General features: G+C 65.9%; 18 protein-coding genes. 8 read left to right on the top strand and 10 right to left on the bottom strand.

Translation table 11 applies throughout. The annotated features are described in order from the left end of the window. Positions 1 to 3: 3 nt before the first annotated feature. Together XH79_RS18255 and XH79_RS18260 are read right to left on the bottom strand one after the other, a co-directional pair. The gene (locus XH79_RS18255; RefSeq protein ID WP_271582510.1) at positions 4 to 3108 is read right to left on the bottom strand and encodes an ATP-binding protein; all 3105 of its coding nucleotides are present in this window, start codon (positions 3106 to 3108) and stop codon (positions 4 to 6) included. Between the two features lie 225 nt (positions 3109 to 3333). Further along, positions 3334 to 4284 (bottom strand): helix-turn-helix domain-containing protein, encoded by a 951-nt coding sequence (locus XH79_RS18260; protein ID WP_271582511.1) that lies wholly within the window; start codon positions 4282 to 4284, stop codon positions 3334 to 3336. Between the two features lie 171 nt (positions 4285 to 4455). Between XH79_RS18260 and XH79_RS18265 the strand changes: the two genes are divergently transcribed. The 5 genes from XH79_RS18265 (at position 4456) to XH79_RS18285 (ending at position 10487) form a co-directional block, all read left to right on the top strand. Continuing rightward, complete coding sequence (locus XH79_RS18265; RefSeq protein ID WP_271582512.1) at positions 4456 to 5676, top strand: amino acid ABC transporter substrate-binding protein; 1221 nt, start codon at positions 4456 to 4458, stop codon at positions 5674 to 5676. Between the two features lie 64 nt (positions 5677 to 5740). Then, a complete protein-coding gene (locus tag XH79_RS18270) occupies positions 5741 to 6616 on the top strand; it encodes a branched-chain amino acid ABC transporter permease (RefSeq protein ID WP_271582513.1) in 876 nt (291 codons plus the stop codon). Beyond that, positions 6613 to 8283: a branched-chain amino acid ABC transporter ATP-binding protein/permease gene (locus XH79_RS18275; RefSeq protein WP_271582514.1), complete on the top strand. Its 1671-nt coding sequence runs from the start codon at positions 6613 to 6615 to the stop codon at positions 8281 to 8283. Before XH79_RS18270 ends, XH79_RS18275 begins: the two co-directional genes overlap by 4 nt. Then, entirely contained in the window at positions 8276 to 9007 is a 732-nt protein-coding gene (locus XH79_RS18280) for an ABC transporter ATP-binding protein (protein WP_271582515.1), read from the top strand. The genes XH79_RS18275 and XH79_RS18280 overlap by 8 nt, the downstream gene beginning before the upstream one ends. Before the next feature lie 28 nt (positions 9008 to 9035). Then, positions 9036 to 10487: an aldehyde dehydrogenase gene (locus XH79_RS18285; protein ID WP_271582516.1), complete on the top strand. Its 1452-nt coding sequence runs from the start codon at positions 9036 to 9038 to the stop codon at positions 10485 to 10487. A 19-nt stretch (positions 10488 to 10506) separates the two neighbouring features. Here XH79_RS18285 and XH79_RS18290 read toward each other — a convergent pair whose 3' ends face one another. From XH79_RS18290 to XH79_RS18300, 3 genes are all read right to left on the bottom strand, one after another. After that, on the bottom strand, positions 10507 to 11322 hold the full coding sequence (locus XH79_RS18290; RefSeq protein WP_271582517.1) for a hypothetical protein: 816 nt from the start codon (positions 11320 to 11322) through the stop codon (positions 10507 to 10509). 86 nt (positions 11323 to 11408) lie between these two features. Next, positions 11409 to 12698 carry a siderophore utilization protein FsrB gene (fsrB, locus tag XH79_RS18295; protein ID WP_271582518.1) on the bottom strand — a complete coding sequence of 430 codons (1290 nt, stop codon included), beginning with the start codon at positions 12696 to 12698 and terminating at the stop codon, positions 11409 to 11411. Between the two features lie 58 nt (positions 12699 to 12756). Then, a complete protein-coding gene (locus XH79_RS18300; protein ID WP_271582519.1) occupies positions 12757 to 14799 on the bottom strand; it encodes a TonB-dependent siderophore receptor in 2043 nt (680 codons plus the stop codon). 632 nt (positions 14800 to 15431) lie between these two features. Here XH79_RS18300 and XH79_RS18305 point away from each other — a divergent pair. Together XH79_RS18305 and XH79_RS18310 are read left to right on the top strand one after the other, a co-directional pair. Then, positions 15432 to 15986 carry a helix-turn-helix domain-containing protein gene (locus tag XH79_RS18305; RefSeq protein WP_271582583.1) on the top strand — a complete coding sequence of 185 codons (555 nt, stop codon included), beginning with the start codon at positions 15432 to 15434 and terminating at the stop codon, positions 15984 to 15986. Positions 15987 to 16095: 109 nt separating this feature from the next. Further along, complete coding sequence (locus XH79_RS18310; RefSeq protein WP_271582520.1) at positions 16096 to 16488, top strand: cupin domain-containing protein; 393 nt, start codon at positions 16096 to 16098, stop codon at positions 16486 to 16488. On the opposite strand, the gene XH79_RS18315 is transcribed toward XH79_RS18310, so the two are convergent. Both XH79_RS18315 and XH79_RS18320 read right to left on the bottom strand, forming a co-directional pair. Beyond that, a complete protein-coding gene (locus XH79_RS18315) occupies positions 16485 to 18473 on the bottom strand; it encodes a primary-amine oxidase (protein WP_271582521.1) in 1989 nt (662 codons plus the stop codon). The two genes, XH79_RS18310 and XH79_RS18315, sit on opposite strands and share 4 nt — an antisense overlap. Before the next feature lie 15 nt (positions 18474 to 18488). Further along, positions 18489 to 19679 carry a serine hydrolase domain-containing protein gene (locus tag XH79_RS18320; RefSeq protein ID WP_212336498.1) on the bottom strand — a complete coding sequence of 397 codons (1191 nt, stop codon included), beginning with the start codon at positions 19677 to 19679 and terminating at the stop codon, positions 18489 to 18491. A gap of 184 nt (positions 19680 to 19863) precedes the next feature. Between XH79_RS18320 and XH79_RS18325 the strand changes: the two genes are divergently transcribed. Continuing rightward, complete coding sequence (locus XH79_RS18325) at positions 19864 to 20853, top strand: helix-turn-helix domain-containing protein (RefSeq protein ID WP_271582522.1); 990 nt, start codon at positions 19864 to 19866, stop codon at positions 20851 to 20853. A gap of 11 nt (positions 20854 to 20864) precedes the next feature. Here the strand turns inward: XH79_RS18325 and XH79_RS18330 are convergent, their stop codons facing one another. Genes XH79_RS18330 through XH79_RS18340 form a run of 3 tightly spaced genes read right to left on the bottom strand, consistent with a single transcriptional unit; the run spans position 20865 to position 23461 of the window. Further along, positions 20865 to 21638: a MetQ/NlpA family ABC transporter substrate-binding protein gene (locus tag XH79_RS18330; RefSeq protein WP_212336502.1), complete on the bottom strand. Its 774-nt coding sequence runs from the start codon at positions 21636 to 21638 to the stop codon at positions 20865 to 20867. 28 nt (positions 21639 to 21666) lie between these two features. Further along, positions 21667 to 22332, bottom strand: coding sequence for a methionine ABC transporter permease (locus XH79_RS18335; RefSeq protein WP_212336504.1), 666 nt, complete (start codon positions 22330 to 22332; stop codon positions 21667 to 21669). Beyond that, positions 22322 to 23461 carry a methionine ABC transporter ATP-binding protein gene (locus XH79_RS18340; RefSeq protein ID WP_271582523.1) on the bottom strand — a complete coding sequence of 380 codons (1140 nt, stop codon included), beginning with the start codon at positions 23459 to 23461 and terminating at the stop codon, positions 22322 to 22324. Before XH79_RS18340 ends, XH79_RS18335 begins: the two co-directional genes overlap by 11 nt. Positions 23462 to 23674 lie beyond the last annotated feature (213 nt).

Genomic DNA, 23674 nt, shown 5'->3' on the forward strand with positions numbered 1-23674 from the left:
TGGCTAGACAGCAAAATGCTGACCGCTACCGAGCTGATCGCCGGCGTGGATGACGGGCGTGCCGATGACGAGCCGGCTCGCCTGCTCCGCATGCCAGTGCATGCCGAGCGCCTGCAGTTTCTCGGCGGCTTCCGTAATGGTCTGGCGTGCCGCCTCACCCTGCCCCTGCCCCGCGAGAAGCTCGCCGCGCAGGGCGAGGTTCAGGGCTGCATCGCGCAGTGACCCGCGCCAGCCTGCGGAGATCTCGGCACGCTGCAACCAGCGCTGGCTTCGTCCAAACTCCCGGCGCAAGGCTGCAAGCCTCGCAAGCGAGCGGCAGGCCATCGCCTCGCCCACACGTTCGCCTTCACGCGCGCGGCCCAGGACATAAGCGGCGTACCGCCGTGCCGTGTCGACGTCGCCATCGGCCGCGGCGGCCTCGACCAGCCAGCTGTATTGAACCGACGTGTAGAAGTGGAAGTTTCGCGCTTCCATCCACTGCGCGGCGTTGCGCAATTGCTGCAACCCATCGGCATCGGCGGTCGCGGACCAGCGGGCAAATCCGGACGCGGCGCGGCAATCCGCCAACAGCAGCAGGCTGCGCGTGTTTTCGGCAACACGTGCGCCTTCGACGGCTAATCGCTCCGCCTCCTGCCAGCGGCCTTGCCAGACCAGCGCGACCGAGATCCAGTTGCGCACCGAATTGACGACCGGGTGGGTCGAGCCTTCGACCAGGGCCATGGCTTCGCTGAAACATTCGTGAGCGCCGTCGAAATCGCCGCGATCCGCCAGGACGCCGCCCTTGCACGACAGCGCGTAGGCTGAGCCGATGGAGATGGCGCCGTGCCGCCGGCTGCGTTGCTGCTTGGTCGAGATGGCAGCGTCGATCAAGGCGATGGCTTCGTCGTACTGGCAGCTTGCGGCGAGAATCTGGCCCAGCGTGGCTTCGATGTGGGCAATCAGGCGGTGGTCACCGAGCTTGCGCGCGAGCTCCAGTGCTGTCCTTGTGTGTGTCACACCAGCGCGAAATCGGCCGAACGCATAGCACATCCAGCCGAGCCATTCATATGAACTGACCATCGCGACGGTGTCGCCGAGCGAGCACGCAATCGCAACCGCCCGCTCGAACACGGTGACATCGTCAGTCAGCGATAGCGGGTCGAATATCGTGACCATACCTAACTTGTTGGTCAGCAAGCACCAGCGCAGGGATTGCTCGCGCGAGCGGTCCGGCACGCGATCCAGCGCTTCCATGGCGACCTGATACTGGACACGGGCACGGTCCAGCGCGAACGCAGCCATGGCCTTGTCGCCGGCGCGTTCGGCATAATGGGCCGCGCTTTCCCAACGACCTGCGCCGCGCGCGTGGTAAGCGAGGGCTTCCAGCGTGTCTTCGCGATCGGCCTGCTCGGATCGCGACAACAAGGTGGTTTCGATACGCTTGTGCAACGCCTGACGCTCGTGCAGGCCGATCGTGTCGTACACCGCGTCCCGCGTGATGCCATGCTTGAAGCGAAGCACACCGCCCGCCGGATCGGCAAAGAGAAAATCCGAGTCAGCCAATGCCCGCATCGTCGTCGGGTCGGGCTCGCTGCCGCAGGCCGCAACCAGCAAGCCGTTCGGCACCGTGTTTCCGATGACCGCCGCGGCACGCACCACGTTCGCTTGATCCGGCGGCAGGCGCGCCAGGCGCGAGGCGACCAGCGTTGCGATCCATCCCTGCTTGCTGCGCATTTCGAACGAGTTAGGATCGTTGGCCGCAACGGAATGGCACAGCTCTTCGATGAACAGCGGCACCCCGCCGGCATAGGCATGAATGCGGGCCACCAGGAAGGGATCGGCCTGCGGCACCCAGCGCCTGACGGCAAGGTCGGTTTCCGGCCCCTGAAACGGCTCCAACGGCATGTGCGGCGCGCTGGAAATCCATTCGGTGCCGTCGTCGCGCGGCCGGCTGGCGAGGATGATGCGCGGCCCATTGGGCAATTGCAGCAGTGCCTCCAGCAACTGCCGGCTCGCGTCATCGGACCACTGCCAGTCGTCGATCACCAGCACCAGCGCGCCCCGCGCAGCCAGGGCCGTAAAGAATCCGAGGAGGTCACCGACCACGCCATCGACGGTCATCCGGCCGCCGCGTGCATCGGCGCCGGTCGACGCCAGCCCGAGGATCGTTTCTGCACGCGGACCGAGCTGCGCGGCCCATGGCTGCAGAGCGATGCGGGCCGTCTCTTCGGCCTCGGCGATGGAAGCGTCCGGTCGTATTCCCAAGCAGCCGCGCAACATCTGCAGGAATGGCTGCAGGACTTCGGCACCGACATAACTCTCGCAATTGCCCCGCAGCAGCCTGAACTGATCGGTGCCGAATTGGTGCAGCACTTCTTCCAGCAGGCGCGTCTTTCCGAGCCCGGGACCGCCGACGACGATCGCGCAACGTTGCGTGGCCGCCTGGGTCTCGCGCAGAAAGCCAGTCAGAAAGCTGAATATCTCGTCGCGGCCAATGAAGGGCGTCAGGCCGCGGCGAGACGTCGCCTCAAATCTGCGCGTCGCCGTGCTTCGTCCCAGCACCACCCGTGCCGGCGGCATTCCGGATCCCGCACCCACCGTCTGGAGATGTTCGCCGAGCTCGAAGAAATTGGCATTCGGCCCCAGGGCATCAACGCTGGCGAGTATCTGGCCAGGGGCGGCGTAGCGCGACAGGTGCGCCGCCGTGTTCACGACGTCGCCGATCAGGTCATAGCGGCCGGACTCGATGTCCCCTTCCGTCAGGAGCAGGGTGCCGGCATGGATACCGGAATGCATGCGAAGCGGCATCAGCGCCGGCGACACGCCATCGTGGCGCACCTGCTCGACCCATTGGTGAATATCGATTGCAGCTTCCGCGGCACGACGACCGTCATCCTCGCCGGACCTGGGATAGCCGAACACGGCGAGCGCGCCGTCACCTTGCGTTCTGATGATGCGACCTTCGTGCCTGGCTACCGCGCGATGCCAGATCTCCCGCAGTTGGCTCAGGAGTTCGGAAAGGTGCTCCGACTCCATATCTCTGCCCAAAACGGTGGACCCGACGAGGTCAGAGAAAAGCACCGTCAATCGATGACGTTCGCCTTTCGGTTCGCGGGTCTGCGTCTTCATGGTCGCTGTCGAGGCCAGCCCGTTCCCGCACAGCAAGCACGGTCCCCAGCTGGCGCCAGACCGGATGCCGCAGGGCATCATACACGCCCTTGGAACTCCGGCTAGCCTTAGCGAATATTGGAGTAAATCTTCACGCGAACGTGGTCGGCGCAGATCGGTCTCGGCGTCGTCATTTGGATACCTAACCCATTCAAAAACTGATGCATTTGGTGTCTTGCCAAGCCCTCACGGCCAGTCGGCAAAGTTGAGCGTCGGCCTGGATCGGCCCGCTCGCACGCGCGCCGCGACGCGCCGGCGCCAGACACCCGGTGCCTCACCGGTGTGCTTGCGGAAGAAGCGGCTGAAGTAAGCTGTGTCCTTGAAGCCCAGCGCAAAGGCGATCTGCTTGACGGCCACGGTGCCGGCCTCGAGCCGGGTCGCGGCTTCCTGGACGAGACGCTGCTGGATCAGCTCGCTCGGCGAGCGCTTCAGCTCGCGGCTGCACAGCGCGTGCAGTCGATCCGGCGTCATGCCGAGAAGGTTGGCATAGTCACTGACGCGCAGATGCTGCTGATAGCGCTCCTCTAGCAGCCGGCGGAAGCGGCTCAGGATCTCGGTACTGCTCCCCTCCTCGTCGCGGTCGCTATCGCCGGCGAACAGGCGCCAGAAGCGCAGCACGCACAGCGTCAGCTCGGCCGACATGATCGACGCCGCACCACTGCGGGCAGGCGATGCGATCTCGGCGCCGATTGCTGCAATCGACCGGGACATCGTGGTCACGAGACCGGGCTCGACCGGCCGCGCCATGATGCCGCCGGCGGCTTCGAGCGCGAGATAGGCAGGCTCGGCCGACGGCGGCAGATAGCGATGCCACACGCCCGCGCGCAGCTGCAGCAGCTCGGCGGTCGCGCCGGGCGACACCTCGAGCCATTCGGCTGATCCCGCCGGCAGCCAGACAATGGCCGGGCCGGTGAAGGTCATCGTCTTGCCGGGCTTGCCGACTTCAGCGGTGGAGGCGCCGTGCAGGCAGAGCAGATGAATGAACGGCCGGGCCGTTTTGGACGAGAGCATCCAGCGCCGCGCAACGTAGTGCGGGGCGATCAGCTCGGCGCCGACAGGCGCAGCGCCGCTCGCGGCCGCTGGACCGGTGCCCGCGACGCCTCGACGCACCTGGCCGTCGCGACCAGAAACGTCCAATCTTTCGCCGGATCTGTCCATTGTGCGAACAAACCCCTCGGTGCTTGCTAGGTCAAGTCCTGGTCGCGGCCGGCTTCATGAAGCCGCGCCGAAAAGAAGCCGGGACCAAGAGGAACGACCCACTCACACGTAGCGAACAACCGCTTGAGTGAAACACGAGGGAGGATCGACATGTATTCGGCGAACCGTCGAACGTTGCTGCGCGTCACTGGCCTTTTGGCTGTCGCCACGGCGCTGGGGAGCTTTACGTCCGCGGCCGATGCGCAGGAGAAGATCCGGATCGGCTATGCCATTTCCAAGACGGGTCCCTATGCTGGCGGCGCCGGCATCACCACCCTGCCCAATTACGAGCTGTGGGTGAAGGACGTGAATGCCGCCGGCGGCATCAAGCTCGGCGACAAGAAGCTGCCGATCGAGGTGGTCGAATATGACGACCGCAGCAGCTCGGAGGAAGCCGTCAAGGCGATCGAGCGCCTCGCGAACCAGGACAAGGTCGACTTCATTCTTCCGCCCTGGAGCACGGGCCTCAACCTTGCGGTCGGTCCGACGCTGAACCGTCTGGGCTACCCTCACCTCGCGGTGACATCGGTGACCGACAAGGCGCCGGAGCTCGCCAAGCGCTGGTCGAACGCGACGTTCTGGCTCGGCACGTCGGCGCAGATATCGGAGGGCTTGGCGGACCTGCTCGGCAAGCTGAAGAGTGAAGGCAAGATCGGCGCGAACGTCGCGATGGTCAGCGTCGCCGATCAGTTCGGCATCGAACTCTCCGCCGCCGGCCGCGAAGCCTTCAAGAAGCACGGCTTTACGCTCACCTATGACAAGACCTATCCGATGGGGGCGCAGGATCTTCAGCCGCTGCTGAAGGACGCGATCGCGTCGAACCCGGATGCGTTCGTCGCCTTCAGCTATCCGCCGGATACGATCGCGCTGACCGAGCAGGCGCAGCTGCTGAAGTTCAATCCGAAGGTCTTCTACGTCGGCGTCGGCACCGCCTTCCCGCTCTACAAGGGCAAGTTCGCTGCGAATAGCGAGGGCGTGATGGGGATCGGCGGCTGGAACGCGGACTCGCCCCAGCTGAAGGACTATCTCGCGCGCCATAAGGCCGCGACCGGCAAGGAGCCCGATCGCTGGGCGAGCTCGATCACCTATGCCAGCCTCCAGGTGCTGCAGCAGGCGATCGAAAAGGTCGGCAAGCTCGATCGCGCCGCCGTCGCGGCCGAAATCCGCTCGGGCACGTTCGACACCATCATCGGCAAGGTCAAGCTGAAGGACGGGCTGCTCCAGGAAGTCTGGAGCGTCGGCCAGTGGCAGAACGGCGAGTTCTACGCGCTTGCACCGGCTTCGCTGCCGGGCGCACGTGCGCCGGTCGTGCCCAAGGCGCAGTGGCAGTAAGGCTGGTTGGCAGGCCTTGCGCCCGCGAGGCCTGCCTGCCGTCCGCTCGAGGGGACGCGGTTTCATGCTGCTTGTCGACATCATCCTGCCGGGCCTCGTGCTCGGCGGCATGTACGCGCTGATCGCGCTCGGGCTGACGCTGCAATACGGCGTGGCGCGGATCATGAACCTGTCCTACGGGGAGTCGCTGGTCGCGGCCGCCTTCGGCGCGTTCTCGCTCTACAGCGGTCTTGGGCTGAGTCCGCTGGCCGCCCTGCTGCTGGCTGTCCCGATCGCGATGGTGCTGAACTGGCTGCTCTATCGCTTCCTGCTCGAACGGCTGATGCGGCGGGGCAAGGACCGGGGCGCGCAGGAGATCGACAGCATTCTCGTGACCTTCGGCGTGCTGTTCGTGATCCAGGGCGCCATGCTGGTCGCCTTCGGCGGCCAGTATTACAGCTACAGCTATCTCTCCATCCCTCTGACGATCATGGGCTCGACGCTTGCGGTCAATCGCCTCGTCGCGCTGCTGTTTGCGGCCGTGGTCGGCGGCGCCGTCTATCTCGCCCTCACCCGCACGCGGATCGGCACCGCCGTGCGCGCCATCGCGGTCGATGCCAACGCTGCGCGCCTCGTCGGGATCGACGTCGCGGCGTTGTCGGGGCTGGCGTTTGCCTTCGGCGGGGGCCTGGTCGCCGTCGGCGGCGTGCTGGTCAGCATGTTCCTCACCTTCAATGCGGCGATGGGCGTGGTCTTCACGATGAAGGCGCTGGTCGTCGTCATCATGGGCGGCGTCGGCAACGTCTTGGGCGCGCTGGTTGCGGGACTCTTGCTCGGCGTGGTCGAGACTGCGGTGGCGCGGCTGGTCGATCCCGGGCTGACGCTGGCGGCGACCTACGCGCTGTTTCTCGGCGTGCTGCTGATCAGGCCGACCGGCCTGTTCGGGAGAGCTGCGTCGTGACCGGGCCGATGCGTGCATTGCTGTGGTGTGCCGCGCCGGTGCTGGCTGCGGCTGTTGTCACCTATCCGCTTTATGCCAACGGCTATTACCTCGCGCTCGGCATCAGCGTGCTCTATTTCACGATCCTTGCGACCGCGTGGGCGATGTTCTCAGGCCCGACCCGTTACATCTCGCTTGCGACGGTCGCCTTCTTCGGCCTCGGCGCCTACACGGCCGCGGTGTTGGGTGAGACCATGCCCTGGCCGGTCGTGCTGCTGGCCGCGGCCGGCGTCGGCGCCCTCACCGCCGCCATCACCGGACTTTCGACGCTGCGGCTGTCAGGCATCTATTTCGTGATCTTCTCCTTCGGGCTGGCCGAGCTGATCCGGCAGCTCGTGATCTGGTACGAGGTCAACATCCATAAATCGGTCGGGCGCTATCTCTTCAGCGCGGTGACGCAGGACATTCTCTACTGGCAGCTGCTGGGCTTGACCGCGATCGTCTTCCTGGTCGGCTGGCTGCTCGGACGCTCGCGCTACGGGCTGGCCTTGCGCGCCATCGGCGCCGACGAGACCGCGGCCAGCCATTCCGGCATAGACGCGACGCGCATCAAGCTCGGCGTCTTCATCCTGAGCGCGACCTTCATGGCGATGACCGGCGCGGTGATGGCGCCGCGCTGGACCTATATCGATCCCGCGATCGCCTTCAATCCGACCATCTCGTTCCAGGTCGTGATCATGGCCTTGCTCGGCGGCGCCGGCTCGCTGTTCGGGCCCGTGCTCGGCGTCGTTCCACTGGTGCTGCTGTTCGAGGTGCTGACCGCGACGCTGCCTAACCATTTCAGCATCGTGCTCGGGATCATCTTCGTCCTCATTGTCATGGTGCTGCCGAACGGCGTGATCGGCCTGTTCGGGGCGGGCCGCTGGCGCGTTCCGGCGGGTCATCCCGCCGCCGCATCCGCCCGTAAGACGGATGCAACGCTGCTCGCGGTCGACGGCGTCAGCAAATCGTTCAGCGGGCTCCGCGCTGTCGAGGACGTCAGCTTCACCGTCGCGCCGGGCGAGATCATCGGCATCATCGGCCCGAACGGCTCCGGCAAGACGACGCTGCTGAATACGCTGTCCGGGGCCCTGCGCCCCTCGTCGGGCACGATCCGCTTCAGCGGCACCGTCCTCAACGGCCTGCGCGCGCACCAGATCGCGCGCCTGGGGCTTGCGCGCACGTTCCAGCTGGTGCGGGTGATGCCGGACCTGACCGTCGCCGAGAACGTCGCGGCGGCGCGACTGTTCTCGACGTCAAGCGGTTCGGACGCAACGGGACGCGAGCTGCTGGATCTGGTCGGACTCGGCACCATGCACGAAGCCCCCGCCAGCGAATTGACCTATATCGACCAGAAGCGGCTCGAGCTTGCCCGCGCACTGGCGCTGCAGCCGCGCCTCGTGCTGCTCGACGAATGGCTGGCCGGCCTCAATCCGAGCGAGCTCGAGACCGGCATCGCCCTGATCGCGAAACTGCGCGACCGCGGCCTCACCATCATCATGGTCGAGCATGTCATGGATGCGATCCGCGCGCTGTGCGGCCATTGCATCGTCATGAACGCCGGCAGCGTGATCGCGCGCGGCACGCCGGACGATGTCCTTACCGATCCAAAGGTCGTTGCCGCCTATCTCGGAGGTGACGATGCTTGAGGTCGCCGCCCTCTCCCACTTCTACGGCAAGCATCAGGCGCTCGCCGAAATTGCGCTCGGCATCAAGCAGGGCGAGATCGTCGCGATCCTCGGCGCCAACGGCGCCGGCAAGTCCACCTTGCTCAAGAGCATCGCCGGGCTGGTCAGGCCTGCGCCGGGCGCGACGATCAGGTTCGAGGGACAGAGCATTGCCGAGCTGCCCGCCCATCTGATCGTGGAGCGCGGCATTGCCCTGGTACCTGAGGGACGCGGCGTCTTCGGCGAACTGACGGTTGCCGAGAATTTGCAGCTCGGCGCCTATCCCGCGCGCGCCCGCGCCGGCGAAGCGGATAGGCTCGCAAAGATCTTGCAGCTGTTCCCGCGCCTTGCCGAGCGCATGACCCAGGCCGTCCGCACCATGAGCGGCGGCGAGCAGCAGATGGTGGCGATCGGCCGGGCGCTGATGTCGAACCCGCTGCTGCTCCTGCTCGATGAGCCCTCGCTCGGCCTGTCGCCTCTCCTCAGCCGCGAGGTGTTTCGCGCGCTGGCGCAGATCCGCGCCGGCGGCGTCGGCGTCCTCCTGGTCGAGCAGAATGCGCGCGCCAGCCTCGACATCGCCGATCGCGTCTATCTGATCGAGTCCGGCCGCAACGCCGGCAGCGGAGCAGCGAGCGCAATGAAGAACGACCCCGAGATCCAGCGCGCCTATCTCGGCAAGGCGCGCGCCACATCGTCCCCACATTGATCACCCCCAGCCCATCATGGAGAGCGCCATGAACGCAATCGACCTTCTCATCGGCGGCAAGGCCCAGACGGCCAGCAACCAGCGCACCTTCCAGCGCCGCAATCCGATCTCCGGCGAGGTCGCCACCATCGTGGCGGCGGCCTCGATCGACGATGCGATGCGCGCCGCCGATGCCGCGGCCGCCGCCTTTCCGGCCTGGTCGCAGCTCGGCCCCTCCGAGCGCCGCAAGCGGCTCAGCGCGGCCGCCGACATCCTTGCGCGCCGTGCGGCGGAGTTCACCGCGCTGATGGTCGCCGAGACCGGCGCCACCGCGGGCTGGGCCGGCTTCAACGTGCACCTCGCCGAAGACATGCTGCGCGAGGCCGCCGCCATGACGACGCAGATCTCGGGCGAGGTCATCCCGTCCGACAAGCCCGACAATCTCGCGATGGCCTTCCGACAGCCGGTCGGCGTCGTGCTCGGAATTGCGCCGTGGAATGCGCCTGTCATCCTCGGCGTGCGATCGGTCGCGATGCCGCTCGCCTGCGGCAACACGGTGGTGCTGAAGGCCTCCGAGATGAGCCCCGGCGTGCATCGCCTGATCGGAAGCTGCCTGGCGGAGGCCGGGCTCGGCGACGGCGTCGTCAATGTCGTGACCAACGCGCCGGAGGATGCGCAGGCCGTGGTCGAGGCGCTGATCGCCCATCCCGCCATCCGCCGCGTCAACTTCACCGGCTCGACCCGGGTCGGCCGTCTCATCGCCCTCGCTTGCGCCAAGCATCTCAAGCGCGCGCTGCTGGAGCTCGGTGGCAAGGCCCCGCTCGTCATCCTCGACGATGCCGACCTCGATGCCGCCGTGAATGCGGCGGCCTTCGGCGCCTTCATGAACCAGGGTCAGATCTGCATGTCGACGGAACGGATCGTGGTCGACGACAAGGTGGCGGACGCCTTCATCGCCAAGTTCGCGGCCAAGGCCAAGAGCCTGCCTCACGGCGATCCCGGCAAGGGCAATGTCGTGCTCGGCTCGCTCATCAGTGATGCTGCCTGCGACCGCGTCCGCGGCCTGATCGACGATGCCGTCGCCAAGGGCGCCGTGCTTGCGGCAGGCGGCCACGGCAGCGGCACGATCATGCCGGCCACCATCGTCGATCACGTCACCCCGGCGATGCGCATCTATGGCGAGGAAAGCTTTGGGCCGGTCGTGACCGTCGTGCGGGTCAGCGGGGTGGATGAGGCGGTGCGGGTTGCCAATGACACCGAATACGGCCTGTCCTCCGCCGTGTTCGGCCGCGACATCGCGCGCGCCCTCGGCGTCGCCAAGCGGATCGAAGCCGGCATCTGCCACGTCAATGCGCCGACCGTGCATGACGAGCCCCAGATGCCGTTCGGCGGCACCAAGGCGTCAGGCTACGGGCGCTTCGGCGGCAAGGCCGCGATCGACGAGTTCACCGAGCTGCGCTGGATCACCGTGCAGACCGGGCCTCGCCATTATCCGTTCTGAAGCTGGGCGGTCGTTCGCCTTAGCGCAGCGGCAGCAGGTCCAGCTGGCTCTGCGCCTTCGTCACTGCCGCCGCGAACCAGCTCTGGCTCGGCGCTTCCTTGGCGAAGCATTTTGTGTAGGCGTCCATGGCCTGGTCTTCCTTGGCCATGGCGTCCTGCGGGGTCTTCCTGGCCATCATCTGCTTCCAGACCTTCTCACAGGCCGGGATTTCAGCCGTCTTCACGGCGTTGGTGGCGGCAAGGAAGAAGACCTTCTCGCCCTGGATCGCGACCACACCGATTTCGCTCGGCGGGCCCTTCAAATCGCCGTTGCCGCGCACGCCCAGCACGGCGACCGCGGCGCTCGCGGATGCGGGCTTAGTCACCGGGAGATCCGCATATTTGGCGAAGGCTGCGTCCTGGATGGCCTGATAGTAGAAGCGGTCCGACTTGATCGCCGCGCCGATCTCCTGCGGCATGCCATCCTCGCGATGCTCACCCAACCAGTGCTTGAGCAGCCCGGTCGTCGTCACCACGGCCTGCATCTTGTCGCCTTCGGAAGCGAAGCCGAGTCCATCGAGATGGCCGAAGCCTGAATCGCCCTTGAACAGGGTATCGACGTTCGACTTGCCGTCAGCCGGGAGGCCCTTGATCGTGGCCGCACCGACCAGGCCACGCAGGACACGCGTCAACTCGTCAAGCGCGGCGTCATGCTGCTTGAAGGTCTCGTCGTTCTCCTTGGCCTTGGAAAACTTTGCGATGTAGCGGTCGCGCAGGTCGAGATAGTGCTGCTCGGGCGCGGCTGCATGGGCAGGCGTCGCGAAGGCGAGCAGGCAGAGCAAGGCGAGCGATCTCATTGCAATATCCGAAAGACTGGAACGACCTCCAGTCTTTGTGCCGGCGCCGGGCGCGAAGGTTCATCCGCCGACGGGCCCGCGGACGCCTACTCCGCCGGCGTGAGCTGCCGGTTCAGGCGCAGCGCAGCGGTCTCGCGCACGCGGACACGGGCGCGGCGCTTGCGCCACCAGATCACGACGCCGGTCACTGAGAGCGCGGCCACGACCAGCCCCATGATCGAGATCAGGATGCGGCCAGGCAGCCCGACAATGCGGCCCGAATGCAGCGGAAACTGCGCCTGGACGAAGATGTCGGCGGCGGTGCCGACCCAGGGCAGCCGCTCGCCGATCGGACGGCCGTCCTCGCTGTCGTAATAGAGCTGCGCCGGGCCGACGCCGCCGGCGCCGTGATCGTCGCCGGGGTGGAAGTAGGCGGCGGCGTAGACGCCATGGGCCGGGCCGTAGCTGAGCGCGCCGACCGGGGTGGTCCAGCCTCGCGCCTTGCCGTGGGCGGCCGCGCGGGCGGCGATCTCGGCGAACGTCATCCTGGGTTCGATCGGGTCGTCGAGATCGCGATAGGGCCGCTGCTCATAGGGCGTCGGCGTGTAGTTCGACACCATCTTCATCAGTGGCGAGAACACCTCGAAATAGAGGTTCAGCGAGAACGCCGTGAAGGCGATGACGAACAGCACACCCCAGGTCCACAGGCTAAAGGCGCGGTGGATGTCGAAATTGATCCGGTAGGCGCTGCCCGAGGTCTTGATGGTCCAGGCCGGCGCCCAGCGCGCCCAGAAGCCGCGATCAAGCTGGCGCGTGACCTCGGGCGGGCGCGCCGCCTTGGCGCGTCGCCGCGATGGCAGCGTCAGATAGAAGCCAACGAAGCAGTCGATGGTCCAGATGATGGCGATGATGCCGAGCACGCGCATGCCCCAGCGGTCGCTGCCCCAGAATTCGGGGATATGCATGGTGTAGTGCAGCTTGTAGAGGAACGAGACGAAGTTCTCTCGCGTGACCGGCCACACCGCGCCCCAATAGCGGCGTCCGAGCTCCACGCCGGTGTTGGGGTCGAGGAACACCTGATTGTAGTCGAGCGGATAGCGCTTGCCGGTCGCCGGATCGATCCGCGGCATGATGAAGAACCACAGCGAGTGGCCCTCCTCCGGCGTCATGAAGAGATAGACGACGCGCGCCCGTGGGTCGCGCTGCTCGATCATCTTGGCGAGCTCGATCGAGGGTATGGCCGGGCCCTTGGTCGAGACATCGAATAGATGGCTGTTCAGGACGTCGTCGATCTCATGGTCCCAGGAGATGATCGCACCTGTAATGCCGGAGAAGAACAGAAATCCGGCCGTGAGCAATCCCGCCCAGCGATGCAGTTTGCCGAATATTGCTCTCATCGTCTTCTCTCATCCAGCAGGTCCGGCTCCCCATTGCCGGACCATCTTCAGTTCGAACTCACCACCGATAGGTCAGCTTGCCGATGGCCTTGCGTCCCTCCGCGTAGAAGCAGCCCGACAGGTTGTAGCAGGCGGCGACGTAGCGGGTGTCGGCGAGGTTGGTGACGTTCAGCGACAGGCGCCAATTGTCCCTCGTGTAGGCGAGCAGAGCATCCAGCACGGTCGAGGCTCCCACCTTGAACGTGTTGGCGTCATCGCCCCAGGTCGCGCCGACATAACGGATGCCGCCGCCGAACTGCACGCCCGCCAGCATCCCGTTCTGCAGCGTGTAGTCGCTCCACAGTGAGGCGCGGTTGAGCGGCACGGTGGGCGGCGCCTTGCCGAGATTCACCGGATCCCGCGAGAGCTCTGCATCGACATAGGCATAGGCCGCACGCAGGTTCCAGCCGTCCGCGAGCGACATCGTGCCTTCGAGCTCGATGCCGCGCGATTTGACCTGGCCGATTTGTTCGGCGGAATAGCTCGGCGGCGCGTAGACGACGACGTTGTCACGCGTCAAATCGAAGGCCGCAAAGGTGAACAGTGCGTTCCAGCCGAGCGGCTGGTACTTGACGCCGACCTCGTACTGGACGCCGGTTTCGGGATTGAGCATCTGGCCGCCCGGCCCCGTCGCCAGCACCGGCAGGAACGATTCCGAGTAACTGAAGTAAGGCGCGATGCCGTTGTCGAAATTGTACATCACCGCGGCACGGCCGGTGAAGGCCGAGGCGTCCTTCGTGACCGTCGTATTGGCGATTCCGCTGTCGACCTGGGTCGTCACGAAGTCCTGACGGCCGCCGAGTTGGAACGACAACCGGCCGAGCTTGATCTGATCCTGCGCATAGAGGCCGGCCTGCGACTGCTTGACCCCGGTATCGTCGCTCTTCGCGCCGATGGCATAGTCGTAGCTGTAGACCGGGTTGAAGACGTTGATCTCGGGCGCGGACGTCGTGACGCCGAAGGCGGTGTCGCGGAAGGTGGTGTTGCGATAGTCGAACCCGACCAGCGTGGTGTGGCTGAGGATGCCGGTCGTGAACTTGCCCTGGAGCTGGTTATCCACCGCAAAAGAGTTGATGTAGGAGTTGCTGTAGCTGCCGTAGCGCGCGAGCTGCCCCGCGGCCTCGTCGGTATAGCCACCGCCGTAAAACACCTTCTCCTCGTTGTGCTGGTAGGCGTAGCGCAGGTTCTGCCGGAACGTGATGTTGTCGGTGAAATCGTGCGAGAGCTGGTAGCCGGCGGTTGCGATCTCGGTGTTGAAGGCGTCGAAGCTCGGAACGCCCGCAAAGAACGAGACCGGAATGGTGCGGCCGTTGTTCGGCCATACCGTGCCCGAGGCCGGTAGGAACTGGAGGCCCCACCCTGCCCGGTCCTTCTGATAGGCGGCGAGCACGGTGAGGGTGGTGTCCTCGTTCGGCTTGAAGGTGACGGCGGGCGCGATGAAGACGCGGTTGTCCTTGCTGAAGTCGACCTGGGTCTCGCCGTCGCGCACCACGCCGGTCAGGCGCCACAGCACGGTGCCTTCCTTGTTGGCCGGTCCGCCCATGTCGAACTGGCCCTGATAGCGGTTGAAGCTGCCGCCGGAGATCGAGACCTCACCGAACTGCTGCGCTGTCGGCAGCTTGGTCACGTAGTTGAGCAGGCCGCCGGTGCCGCTGCCGCCATACATCGCCGAGGACGGGCCCTTGAGAACTTCCAGGCGCTCGGCGCCGTAGGGATCGAGCCCGTTGAAATGCACGTAATTGCTGGATGGGATTCGCAGGCCGTCGATGTACAGGCCCGGCATGGTCATGTCGAAGCCGCGGATCTGGAGGCCGCCGAAGCGGGTGTCCGAGCCGCCATTGACGTCGCCGCTGACGCCGGCGGTGTAGCGCAAGGCCTCGCCGATCGAGACTGCGCCCTGGTTCCTGATCTGGTCGGTGGTGACGATGGACACCGACTGTGGGGTCTCGATCAGCGGCGTGTCGGTCTTGGTGGCGGTGCCGCTGCGCGTGGCGACGAAGCCGCGGACAGGTCCGCCGGCGCGTTCACCCGTCGCGCCATTCGACGCCGACTGGGTCGGCACGGCTTGCTGCGCGGGAGCGCGACGGCTGGCGCGGGAGGTGCGCGTCGATGCCGATCGTCGCGATACGGCGGTCGCCGCGGGACGTGCGCGCTGGGCCGGCGCGTCAACGGTGACCGAGGGAATTTGCGTCTGCGCCTGCACGGGACCAAAGGGAAGGATGAGAGCGACTGAGCTGACGGCTCCGAAGAAGAGCACCTGAAGCTGTCGATGGCACGTTTGGAAACGCGAAGAAAGTTGGAAGTCAGTCACGTCTTAGCAGCCCCACGCACTGCCGGCTTCGCCGGTATCATTTTTGCTGCCCCGCCCTAACGCAGGCGATTTCGGAGAGCGATAGGAACTGGGTTAGAACTTCTCCAGACCTGTGCGCAGCACGTGCGGCGAATGCGCTCAGGCGCGGTGAGAGGCGCGTGGATTTGGAATCTTTCTAGATGACCGTGGTCAACCGACGAGGCGCGACCGCCAGCGACATCGAAAGCCGGCCCGGAGAACGAATCCTTTACCATGGCCCCGGCGCCCGATTGAGCCTGAGGAACCCCGGGGGTAGAATCTGTTGCGGGATATTTCATTTGCGTTGCAGGCCGTGCCGCAACGTTCTTTGCCAGCGCATGCTGGGCATCCAGGGGTCGACGTCCATGAGCGAATTGCGCGCTGCGACCAGGCAATCCACGGCAAGAACAGGCCTTATCGAATTTGACGGCGCCAGGGGCACCGTCAGCATCCCCTGCACGATCGCAGACGTATCAGGCACCGGAGCGCGGCTGAAGCTCGACTGGTCGCTGTCGTTGCCGCAACAGGCCACGTTGATCTTTGCCGACGGGCTGCGGAAGTCCTGTCGTGTGGCCTGGCAGAAGCGGCGGCTGCTCGGCGTCGCGTTCGCCGATGGCGTGGCAAGCCTGGACGAGCAGGCGCTCATGATGACCGAGGAAGAGCAGGCCTTGCACCGGCAGCACATCGGCGCGCAGGTCAAGGCCGCGCGCGAGGCGCGTGGCTATACCGAGCTGCAGATCGCGAACCTCATCAGCGTCTCGCCCGCGTTCGTGTCGCGTGCCGAGCGCGGCGAGATCAGCATCCCACTGCACCAGCTCACGCACATTGCCGACCTGTTGCTGGTCGATCTCGACAGCCTGGTTGCCGGCCCGGCATCGATCGAAGTGCCGGCGAGCGACGCCGAACTGGCGGCGGGCTGAAGGCGCCCCCCTCTCCGGGACATTCCTGCCCTGCGGCTCCAAATGGGAAATGCCGTTTACCTGCTGTAATGTCGTCCCTGTGTCAGTGTCGGCGCAGGAGATGATGTTCATGGCGGAGCCCGGCTTCGGTCGGTTCATGAAGGACCACCGGGAGTTTTTCAACGCGCTGGCCGAGGACGGCTGGCGGGCCGTTCCCGGCTATGTCGGTGTCGAGGAGAAGATCCTGTCCGGCCGTTTCGATCACCCGGCGCAAACGGGCGCCGTGACGCGGCTGTCGCGCTGGGCCGCGGGTGCGTCGGTGGAGCACCCGGTTTCACACGATTGGTGCGAGGAAGTGTTTCTGATCTCGGGCACGCTGTCGATCGGCACGGCGGCACAGGAAACGCAACGGCTCGAGGCCGGCACCTATGCCGTGAGGCCGGCCCATGTCGAGCATGGACCGTTCTTCACCCGCGACGGCTGCCTGATGATCGAGTTTCTCTACTATCCGCCGGCTGCCTAGCTCTTGCAGCACGAGCTGCCGCCGCCCTTCTCCTCGCCCGCGAGCACGCTGCGGCTGTTACGATCAGGCGGGATATCGCCCGCCGCATTGGCCGAAAAGAAGCCGGTCGGCTTCAGCATGAAGCCGGCATATTCGACCGGCATGATCGGAAAGTCCTCGGGCTTGCAGACATGGGTGTGGCCGAAGGAGTGCCACACCACGATGTCCGCATTCTCGATGCTGCGGTTCTGCGCGGCATAGCGCGGCAGGCCGTCGCCGCCGGCATGGACGTTGGGATAGTCGCCGCTGGCATATTTTTCCGCTGGATCGAAGGCGGTGACCCAGACGTGCCTGGTGGCAAAGCCGCCGCGCCTGCGCACATAGCTGCCCTCCTGCGCCAGCATCAGCGGGCTCGGATTGACCACGAGCTTGTAGGCCGGCGCATTGCCGACCGAGTTGGTCTCGTTGGGATTGCTGATCTTCCAGAAACGGCCGGTCTCGCCATTGGCGATCGCCGCCGCATCGCGCTCGCGCGACAGCACGCGCGTCGTGATGTCGAACACGTTGCCGTGCGGATTGTCATGGCCCCAGGGCCGCGGCACGAATTCATGCTCCGTCACCGTGTTGCCGCCGCCGTCGAGATCCATGTGCAGGCGCACGTTGAAGAAGTGCTGGTGGGTCGGCCCGCCCAGATTGTCGTCGACCATGCCGCCCCATTTGTACTTCTCGCCTGATGGCACGGCGGCGGTCTGGATGATGCCGGTGAGTTTTGTCTCGAGCTGGATCGTGCCGTCCTGGTAGAGGTACCAATAGAAGCCGTAATCGTAATTGCCGACGGTGGCGAAGAACGAGATCACCAGACGCCGCGATCGCCGCACCTCGAACAGACCATTACGGAATTCGTAATGTTTCCAGGCAATTCCGTAGTCTTCTTCATGCATGCAGATAGCGTTCTGCATGACGAAGGGCTCGCCCTTGCTGTCGGCGGCCGGCACGTCGAAATAGTGGATGTTGCCGAGGCAGTCGCAGCCGAGCTCCAGCGCATTGGCGAGCATGCCGAGCCCGTATTCGCCGGCATCGAACGCCGATTTCCAGAAATGGTTCCCGGTCGGATCGGCGTAAGGCACCACCATCTCGGTGACGCTGGCGCGATGGATCAGCGCGCGCTTGCGCGCGCCGTCCTGATAGGCGAGCTGATGCAGCACCAGGCCCTCGCGTGGGGTGAAGCCGACGCGAAAGCTCCATTTTTGCCAGTCGACCTTCCAGCCATCGACCTTGAAGCTCGCGCCTTGCGGCTGCTCGATATGCAGCGGCTTGATGTCGGTGCGCGGGTTCTGGACTTCATGCGCGCCGTAATTCCGCTTCTTGCGCGGGATCGGCACGATCGGGTCTTCGTCGGTGAGGTCGATCACCCTGCCGCCGATCAGGTCGACGACGGCGACAACGCCCTCGATCGGATGGGCATAGCCGTTGTCCTGGAGGTGCTCGCGGAAATAGCTGACGGCCCGCACGATGCGCGCGCCGCGCTCAAACTCCTTGTCGAAGAAACCCGACGAGAACGGATCGACCTGGACCAGATCGATATCTTTGTCGGAGAGCCCGCGCCGGACCATCGCCGCGCGCCAGCCCGGGTCGGCCTTCACCACGGCCTCGCACTTGAAGAACTCTTCCAGCATCACCGGCGGCTGCCCGTAGGGCGCTTCGCGGTTCGGGATGGTCCTTCGCGTGACGATCTCACCGCGGGCGAGATCGACGACGTGCTCGATCGCCTCGCCCGTGGTCACGTCCAGCGTCAGCACGAAGGCGCGGCGCCCTGCCCCACCCGCGGCAAGCTCCTGTTTGGTCGGCTCTTCCAGCCGCACGGTCGGGAAGCGGCAGTTTTCGGGCGATGTGGCCGCCGCACGCACGAGCGTGCAGGCTGCGGTAATCTCTTCAGCCGTCAGCGGATCGAGCGCATGCGGCGTCGCGGACTGCGTCGGCGATTGGGCTTTGACGGTGTCGAGCATGGCGATGTCCAAAAGTCAGGCGAGATGCGCAGTGATGGCGCTGAAGGCGACAAACCAGCGCTGGTCGATCGGCACGTCCATCGCCTTGGGCTGCGTCGCGAGCTTGACGATGACGGTATCCGAATCGAGATCGACATAGAGGTGCTGGCCGTGAATCCCGATCGCGGTGAGCGCGTTGCGTGACGGATCGATCGTGAACCATTTGCTGCGGTAGCGCGCGCCCGGGAAGAACTCGGCGAGGTCGCCGTCGGCCCAGGCCTTGGGATCGCCGTTCTCGCGAATGTCGTCGATCCACCAGCCGGGCACCACCTGCCGCCCCTCGACCACGCCGCGGCAGCGGATCATCTCGCCGAAGCGGATGAGGTCGCGTGCGGTGACCGAGAGGCCGCCGGCGATGCGGCCCATGCCGTGGCTGTCGAGCGTGAGCGAGCCGTCCTCCTCTGCGCCCAGGGGCTGCCAGAGATATTCGGAAAGGATGCGGTGGTAGGGCATGCCGCAGGCGCGCTCATAGACCCAGCCGAGCACCTCGGTGTTGGGCGAGACGTAGTGGAACACCTTGCCGTGCGGCTTGCCCGTCCCGCGCAGCGTGGTGAGATAGGCGCGCTGATGACTGGGATCGACGCCCGGCGGCGGCACATCCCAGCCCGAGGAGAAGCGATAGCGCGCGACGTCGCCGGCGGGGTCCTCGTAATCCTCCTCGAACTTGATGGCGACGGCCATGTCGAGCAAGTTACGGACGGTGCAGCCGCCATAGACGGACGTCTCCAGCTCCGGCACGTAGCGCACCACTCTCGCCTCGGGATCGAGTAGCCCGCGCGCAGCCAGAATGCCGCCGAGCGTGCCCGCGATCGCCTTGCTGATCGAGCAGATCAGATGCGGCGTGGTTACGCTCATGCCGTCGCCGTACCATTCGTGGATCAGGGTGCCCCGGTGCATGACGAGCAGCGTATCGGCGAAGGTCTCGCGCAATGTCGCCTCGATCGTGGTGGGCTTGCCGTCCGGCGCGGTGAAGCCAAGCTTTTGAAGCTCGCGCGGCGCGCTCAGCATCGGTGACGGATGCGCGGAGCGGCGGACCTCGGCCGTCGGCAGCACTTCACGGGTGTGGGTGAAGCCCCAGCGGATCGCGGGAAAGCTACGCCAGTTGGCGCGGGTCACCTGGGCCTCCGGCGCCGGCGGGCTGCCGCGCATGACGTCAGTCGGTCGCATTTCGATCCCTCCGCGAAGCGCCATTCCGGCTGCGATGTCGGAACGGCTGAGCGGGAAGCCTGCATGGCGGCGCGGTCAGGTGTTATCGAAATCCCGCAATATTTTGCTGGACAGGGGCGCGGGGCGTGCCAGTCTTGACGTAGCTCCTGCCGGCCTCATGGCTGGAAAATTCCGACGTATTGTCATGGCCTTAAGCGCAACTCTTCCGATTCAAGACTCGGCTGCCATCCTGCTTCAGGCGAGCAGCACGGATGTCGACGATCATTGCGCCTCGCTCGGCCGCTGGCACCTGAGCTACGACCAGATCAGCGCAGGAGCCTTCAGAGGCAGCTTCACCCAGCTCTCCCTGCCCCGCGTCGAAGTCTTCCGCGAGATCACCAGCCAGCAGGTCCGCCAATACGGCCAGCTTGGCGCGGACAGTTTTGGCATCGGCCTGCCCTGGGACGGTGATGGCGAGGTCAATTGCAACGGGAGCAGCGTCGCGGGTGCCCAGGTGATCGCCTGCATCGACGCCGAGGTCGACATGTGCACGCCGAAGGCGTTCGAGCTGCGCGGCGTCGTCGCCAGCGCGGCGCTGATCGAGGAGCTTGCCGGCCGCCTCGACATCGCGCTGCCGCGCGGCGTCTGGCACCAGTTGCGGGTGATCGAGATGGCGGAGGCGCCGGTCGCGCGGCTGCGCGCGCATCTCGCCGCCATTCACGAGACCATCACGACGGCGCCGGAGCAGTTCGACGATCCCGCGGCACGCCAGGCGCTGGAGGATGCCCTCCTCGTCGAGATCATGGACATGCTGCCGACAGCGCGGCCGAGCGATCCCGGCCGCAGCTCGGCGGCGCGCAAGCGCACCGTCGATCGCGCCCGCGAGCTGATGCATGGCAGCGGCGAGCGCTCCCTGTCGCTGCTGGAGGTCTGCAAGGCGGTCGGCGCCAGCCCGCGCAAGCTCGGCTATTGCTTCCAGGAGGTTTTGGGCACGAGCCCGATGCATTACTGGCGCGCGATGCGGCTGAACCGGGTGCGGCGCGATCTCAAGCGCGCCGGCGGCGCCGAGACCTCTATCTACGACATCGCCGTGCAGCACGGCTTCTGGCACTTCAGCCAGTTCTCGCTCGACTACAGGCGCCACTTCTCCGAAAAGCCCTCGGAGACACTGCGGCGCGCCAGGCTGGCGGCCTGACGCGCGTCTTCTTACCAGGTCGGCAGGTACGTGCCCTTGAAGCGGGTCTCCAGAAACGCCTTCACGGGCTCGGAGTGATAGGCCTCGATCAGCTGTTTCACCCACGGCTTGTCCTTGTCCTCCTCGCGCACAGCGAGGATGTTGACCCAGGGTCCATCGGGGTTTTCGCGGGCGATCGCATCGGTCGCCGGATTGAGGCCGGCCTGTACCGCGTAGTTGTTGTTGATCGAGACGACGTCGACGTCCTGCAGCGCGCGCGGAAGCTGGGCGGCATCGAGCTCGACGAAGCGCAGCTTCTTCGGGTTGTCGGTGATGTCGGCGATGGTCGAGGAGACGTTGTTCGGATCCTTCAGCTTGATCACGCCGTGCAACGCCAGGATCATCAGGCCGCGCGCGCCGTTGGAGGGATCGTTGGCGATGGCGACGCGCGCTCCCTCCGGCAGATCGGCGAGCTTCTTGTATTTCTGCGAATAGACGCCCTGGGGCGAGCCGATCGTGTTGGCGACCTTGACGATCTTCCAGCCGGTCTTGGAGATCTGGTTCTTGAGGTAGGGCTCGTGCTGGAACGAATTGGCTTCCAGGTCCTTCAGCGCCAGCGCCTGGTTGGGGATCACGTAATCGGTGAACTCGACCACCTTGATGTCGAGGCCGCGCTCGGCGCCGACCTTCTTCACGATGTCGAGGATTTCGGCATGGGGCCCCGCCGTGACGCCGACGCGGATGGTTTCGGCCTGGGCGGAGGTCGCAAGCAAGGCTGCAGCCGCAAGGGTTGCGAGAAAGCGCATTGAAGTCTCCAGTTTCAGAAGAGTTGGTTCAGCGGTGCCGAAGCCGGCGGTTGACCCGGCGCGCCAGATAATCGCCCGCGCTCTGGACCAGCTGCACCAGCGCGATCAGCACGACGACGACGGCGAGCATCATCTCCGGCATGAAGCGCTGGTAGCCGTAGCGGATGCCGAGATCGCCGAGACCTCCGCCGCCGACGGCACCGACCATGGCGGAGTAGCCGAGCAGGCTGACCACCGCGAGCGTCAGCGCCAGCAAGAGGCCCGGCAGCGCTTCGGGGATCAGCACCTTGAGCACGATCTGGATCGGGGATGCCCCGAACGAGGACGCCGTCTCGATCAGGCCGCCATCGACCTCGCGGATCGCAGCTTCCACGAGGCGCGCGATGAACGGCGTCGAGGCGATGGTCAGCGGCACGATCGCCGCGGTCGAGCCGATCGAGGTCCCCGCAATGAGCCGCGTGAACGGGATGATGGCGACGACCAGGATGATGAAGGGCGTCGAGCGTGTCGCATTGACGACGGCCCCGAGCACGCGATTGACGATGGGCGCCGCGAACAGCTCGCCCTTCCGGCTGGTTGCGAGGAAGACGCCGAGCGGCAGTCCGAAGGCGGTGCCCAGCAGCGCCGCGATGCCGACCATGTACAGGCTCTCGCCCGTGGCCTGGATGATGAGATTGATGAGTTCAGGCGACATAGCCGAGACTCTCCGCCGAGAATTGATATTGAGAGAGCCAGGCGAGCGTCCGCGTCACCGCGTCCTCGCCGCCCGGAATGCCTAATGTCAGCGAACCCACATGCTGGCCGCCGATCTCGTCGATGCGCGCCGACAGCAGCGACACGTCGAGGCCGAGCTCGCGCGCGAGCCGCGCCACCACGGTGTCGCCGGCCCCTGCCCCGCGCACCTGGACGCGGATCACGGCCTGCCCGCCTGCGGACGGCTCAGAAACGATCCGGCTCGCCAGCGAGACCGGCAGGCTGTCGCCGATCACCTCGGCCAGGAAGGATTGCGTGATCGGATGCTTCGGGTGCGTGAAGATGTCGGCGACATGGCCGCTCTCGACCACGTGGCCGGCATCCAGCACGACCACTTCCTTGGCGAGCTGGCGCACCACGGACATTTCGTGGGTGATCAGCACGATGGTCACCCCGAGCTCGCGGTTGATGTTCGCAAGCAGGTCGAGGATCGCGCGGGTGGTCTGCGGATCGAGCGCGGAGGTCGCCTCGTCGGACAGCAGCACGTCCGGCCGCGTGGCGAGGGCTCGCGCAATGCCGACGCGCTGCTTCTGGCCGCCGGACAGTTCCGACGGATAGCGGTCGTGCTTGTCGGCGATGCCGACGAGGGCGAGCAGCTCGGTCACGCGGGCCTTGATATCGGCCTTGGCCCAGCCGGCGATCTCGAGCGGCAGCGCGATGTTGTCGGCCGCGGTGCGCGAGGACAGCAGGTTGAAATGCTGGAAGATCATGCCGATCGAGCGCTGCGCCAGCCGCAGCTCGCGGCCTGCAAGCGCCGAGATGTCCCTGTTGTCCACGATCACGCGGCCCGTGGTCGGCTTCTCCAGCCCGTTGATCAGGCGCACCAGGCTCGACTTGCCGGCGCCGGAGCGGCCGATCACGCCGGTGATGGAACCGCGCGGAATGGCGAAGTCGATATTCTGCAGCGCATTGACGCCGGGCTTGCCGCGATAGGCCGGATAGGTCTTCGAGATGCCTTCGAAACGGACCATCGCGTCCGGCTCGGTCGCAGCGGGCGAAACCGCTTCAAGCGTTTCGATCGGCTGTCCGATCGCGAGCGATTGGTGGGCATTCATGGAAGCGGCCTTCATGCACAATAGTTCGCTGTCCCGTGCGCCCCAGCGGCACATGGAACCAGGTCGCATCGAGCGACGGGGAGATAAACAGCGGTGAGGGCCCGGAAGGAACGCGCTGCACCGCAGCACGCACCATCGCCTTTTCCGGTCTTTCTTGCAATTTCAGATATTTGGCGGGAGTTGGACGAAGATTTCCCGATCCCTCCCCGGAGAAGAATATTCCTCCGC

Source organism: Bradyrhizobium sp. CCBAU 45389, assembly GCF_028128625.1.
Lineage (GTDB): Bacteria > Pseudomonadota > Alphaproteobacteria > Rhizobiales > Xanthobacteraceae > Bradyrhizobium > Bradyrhizobium liaoningense_B.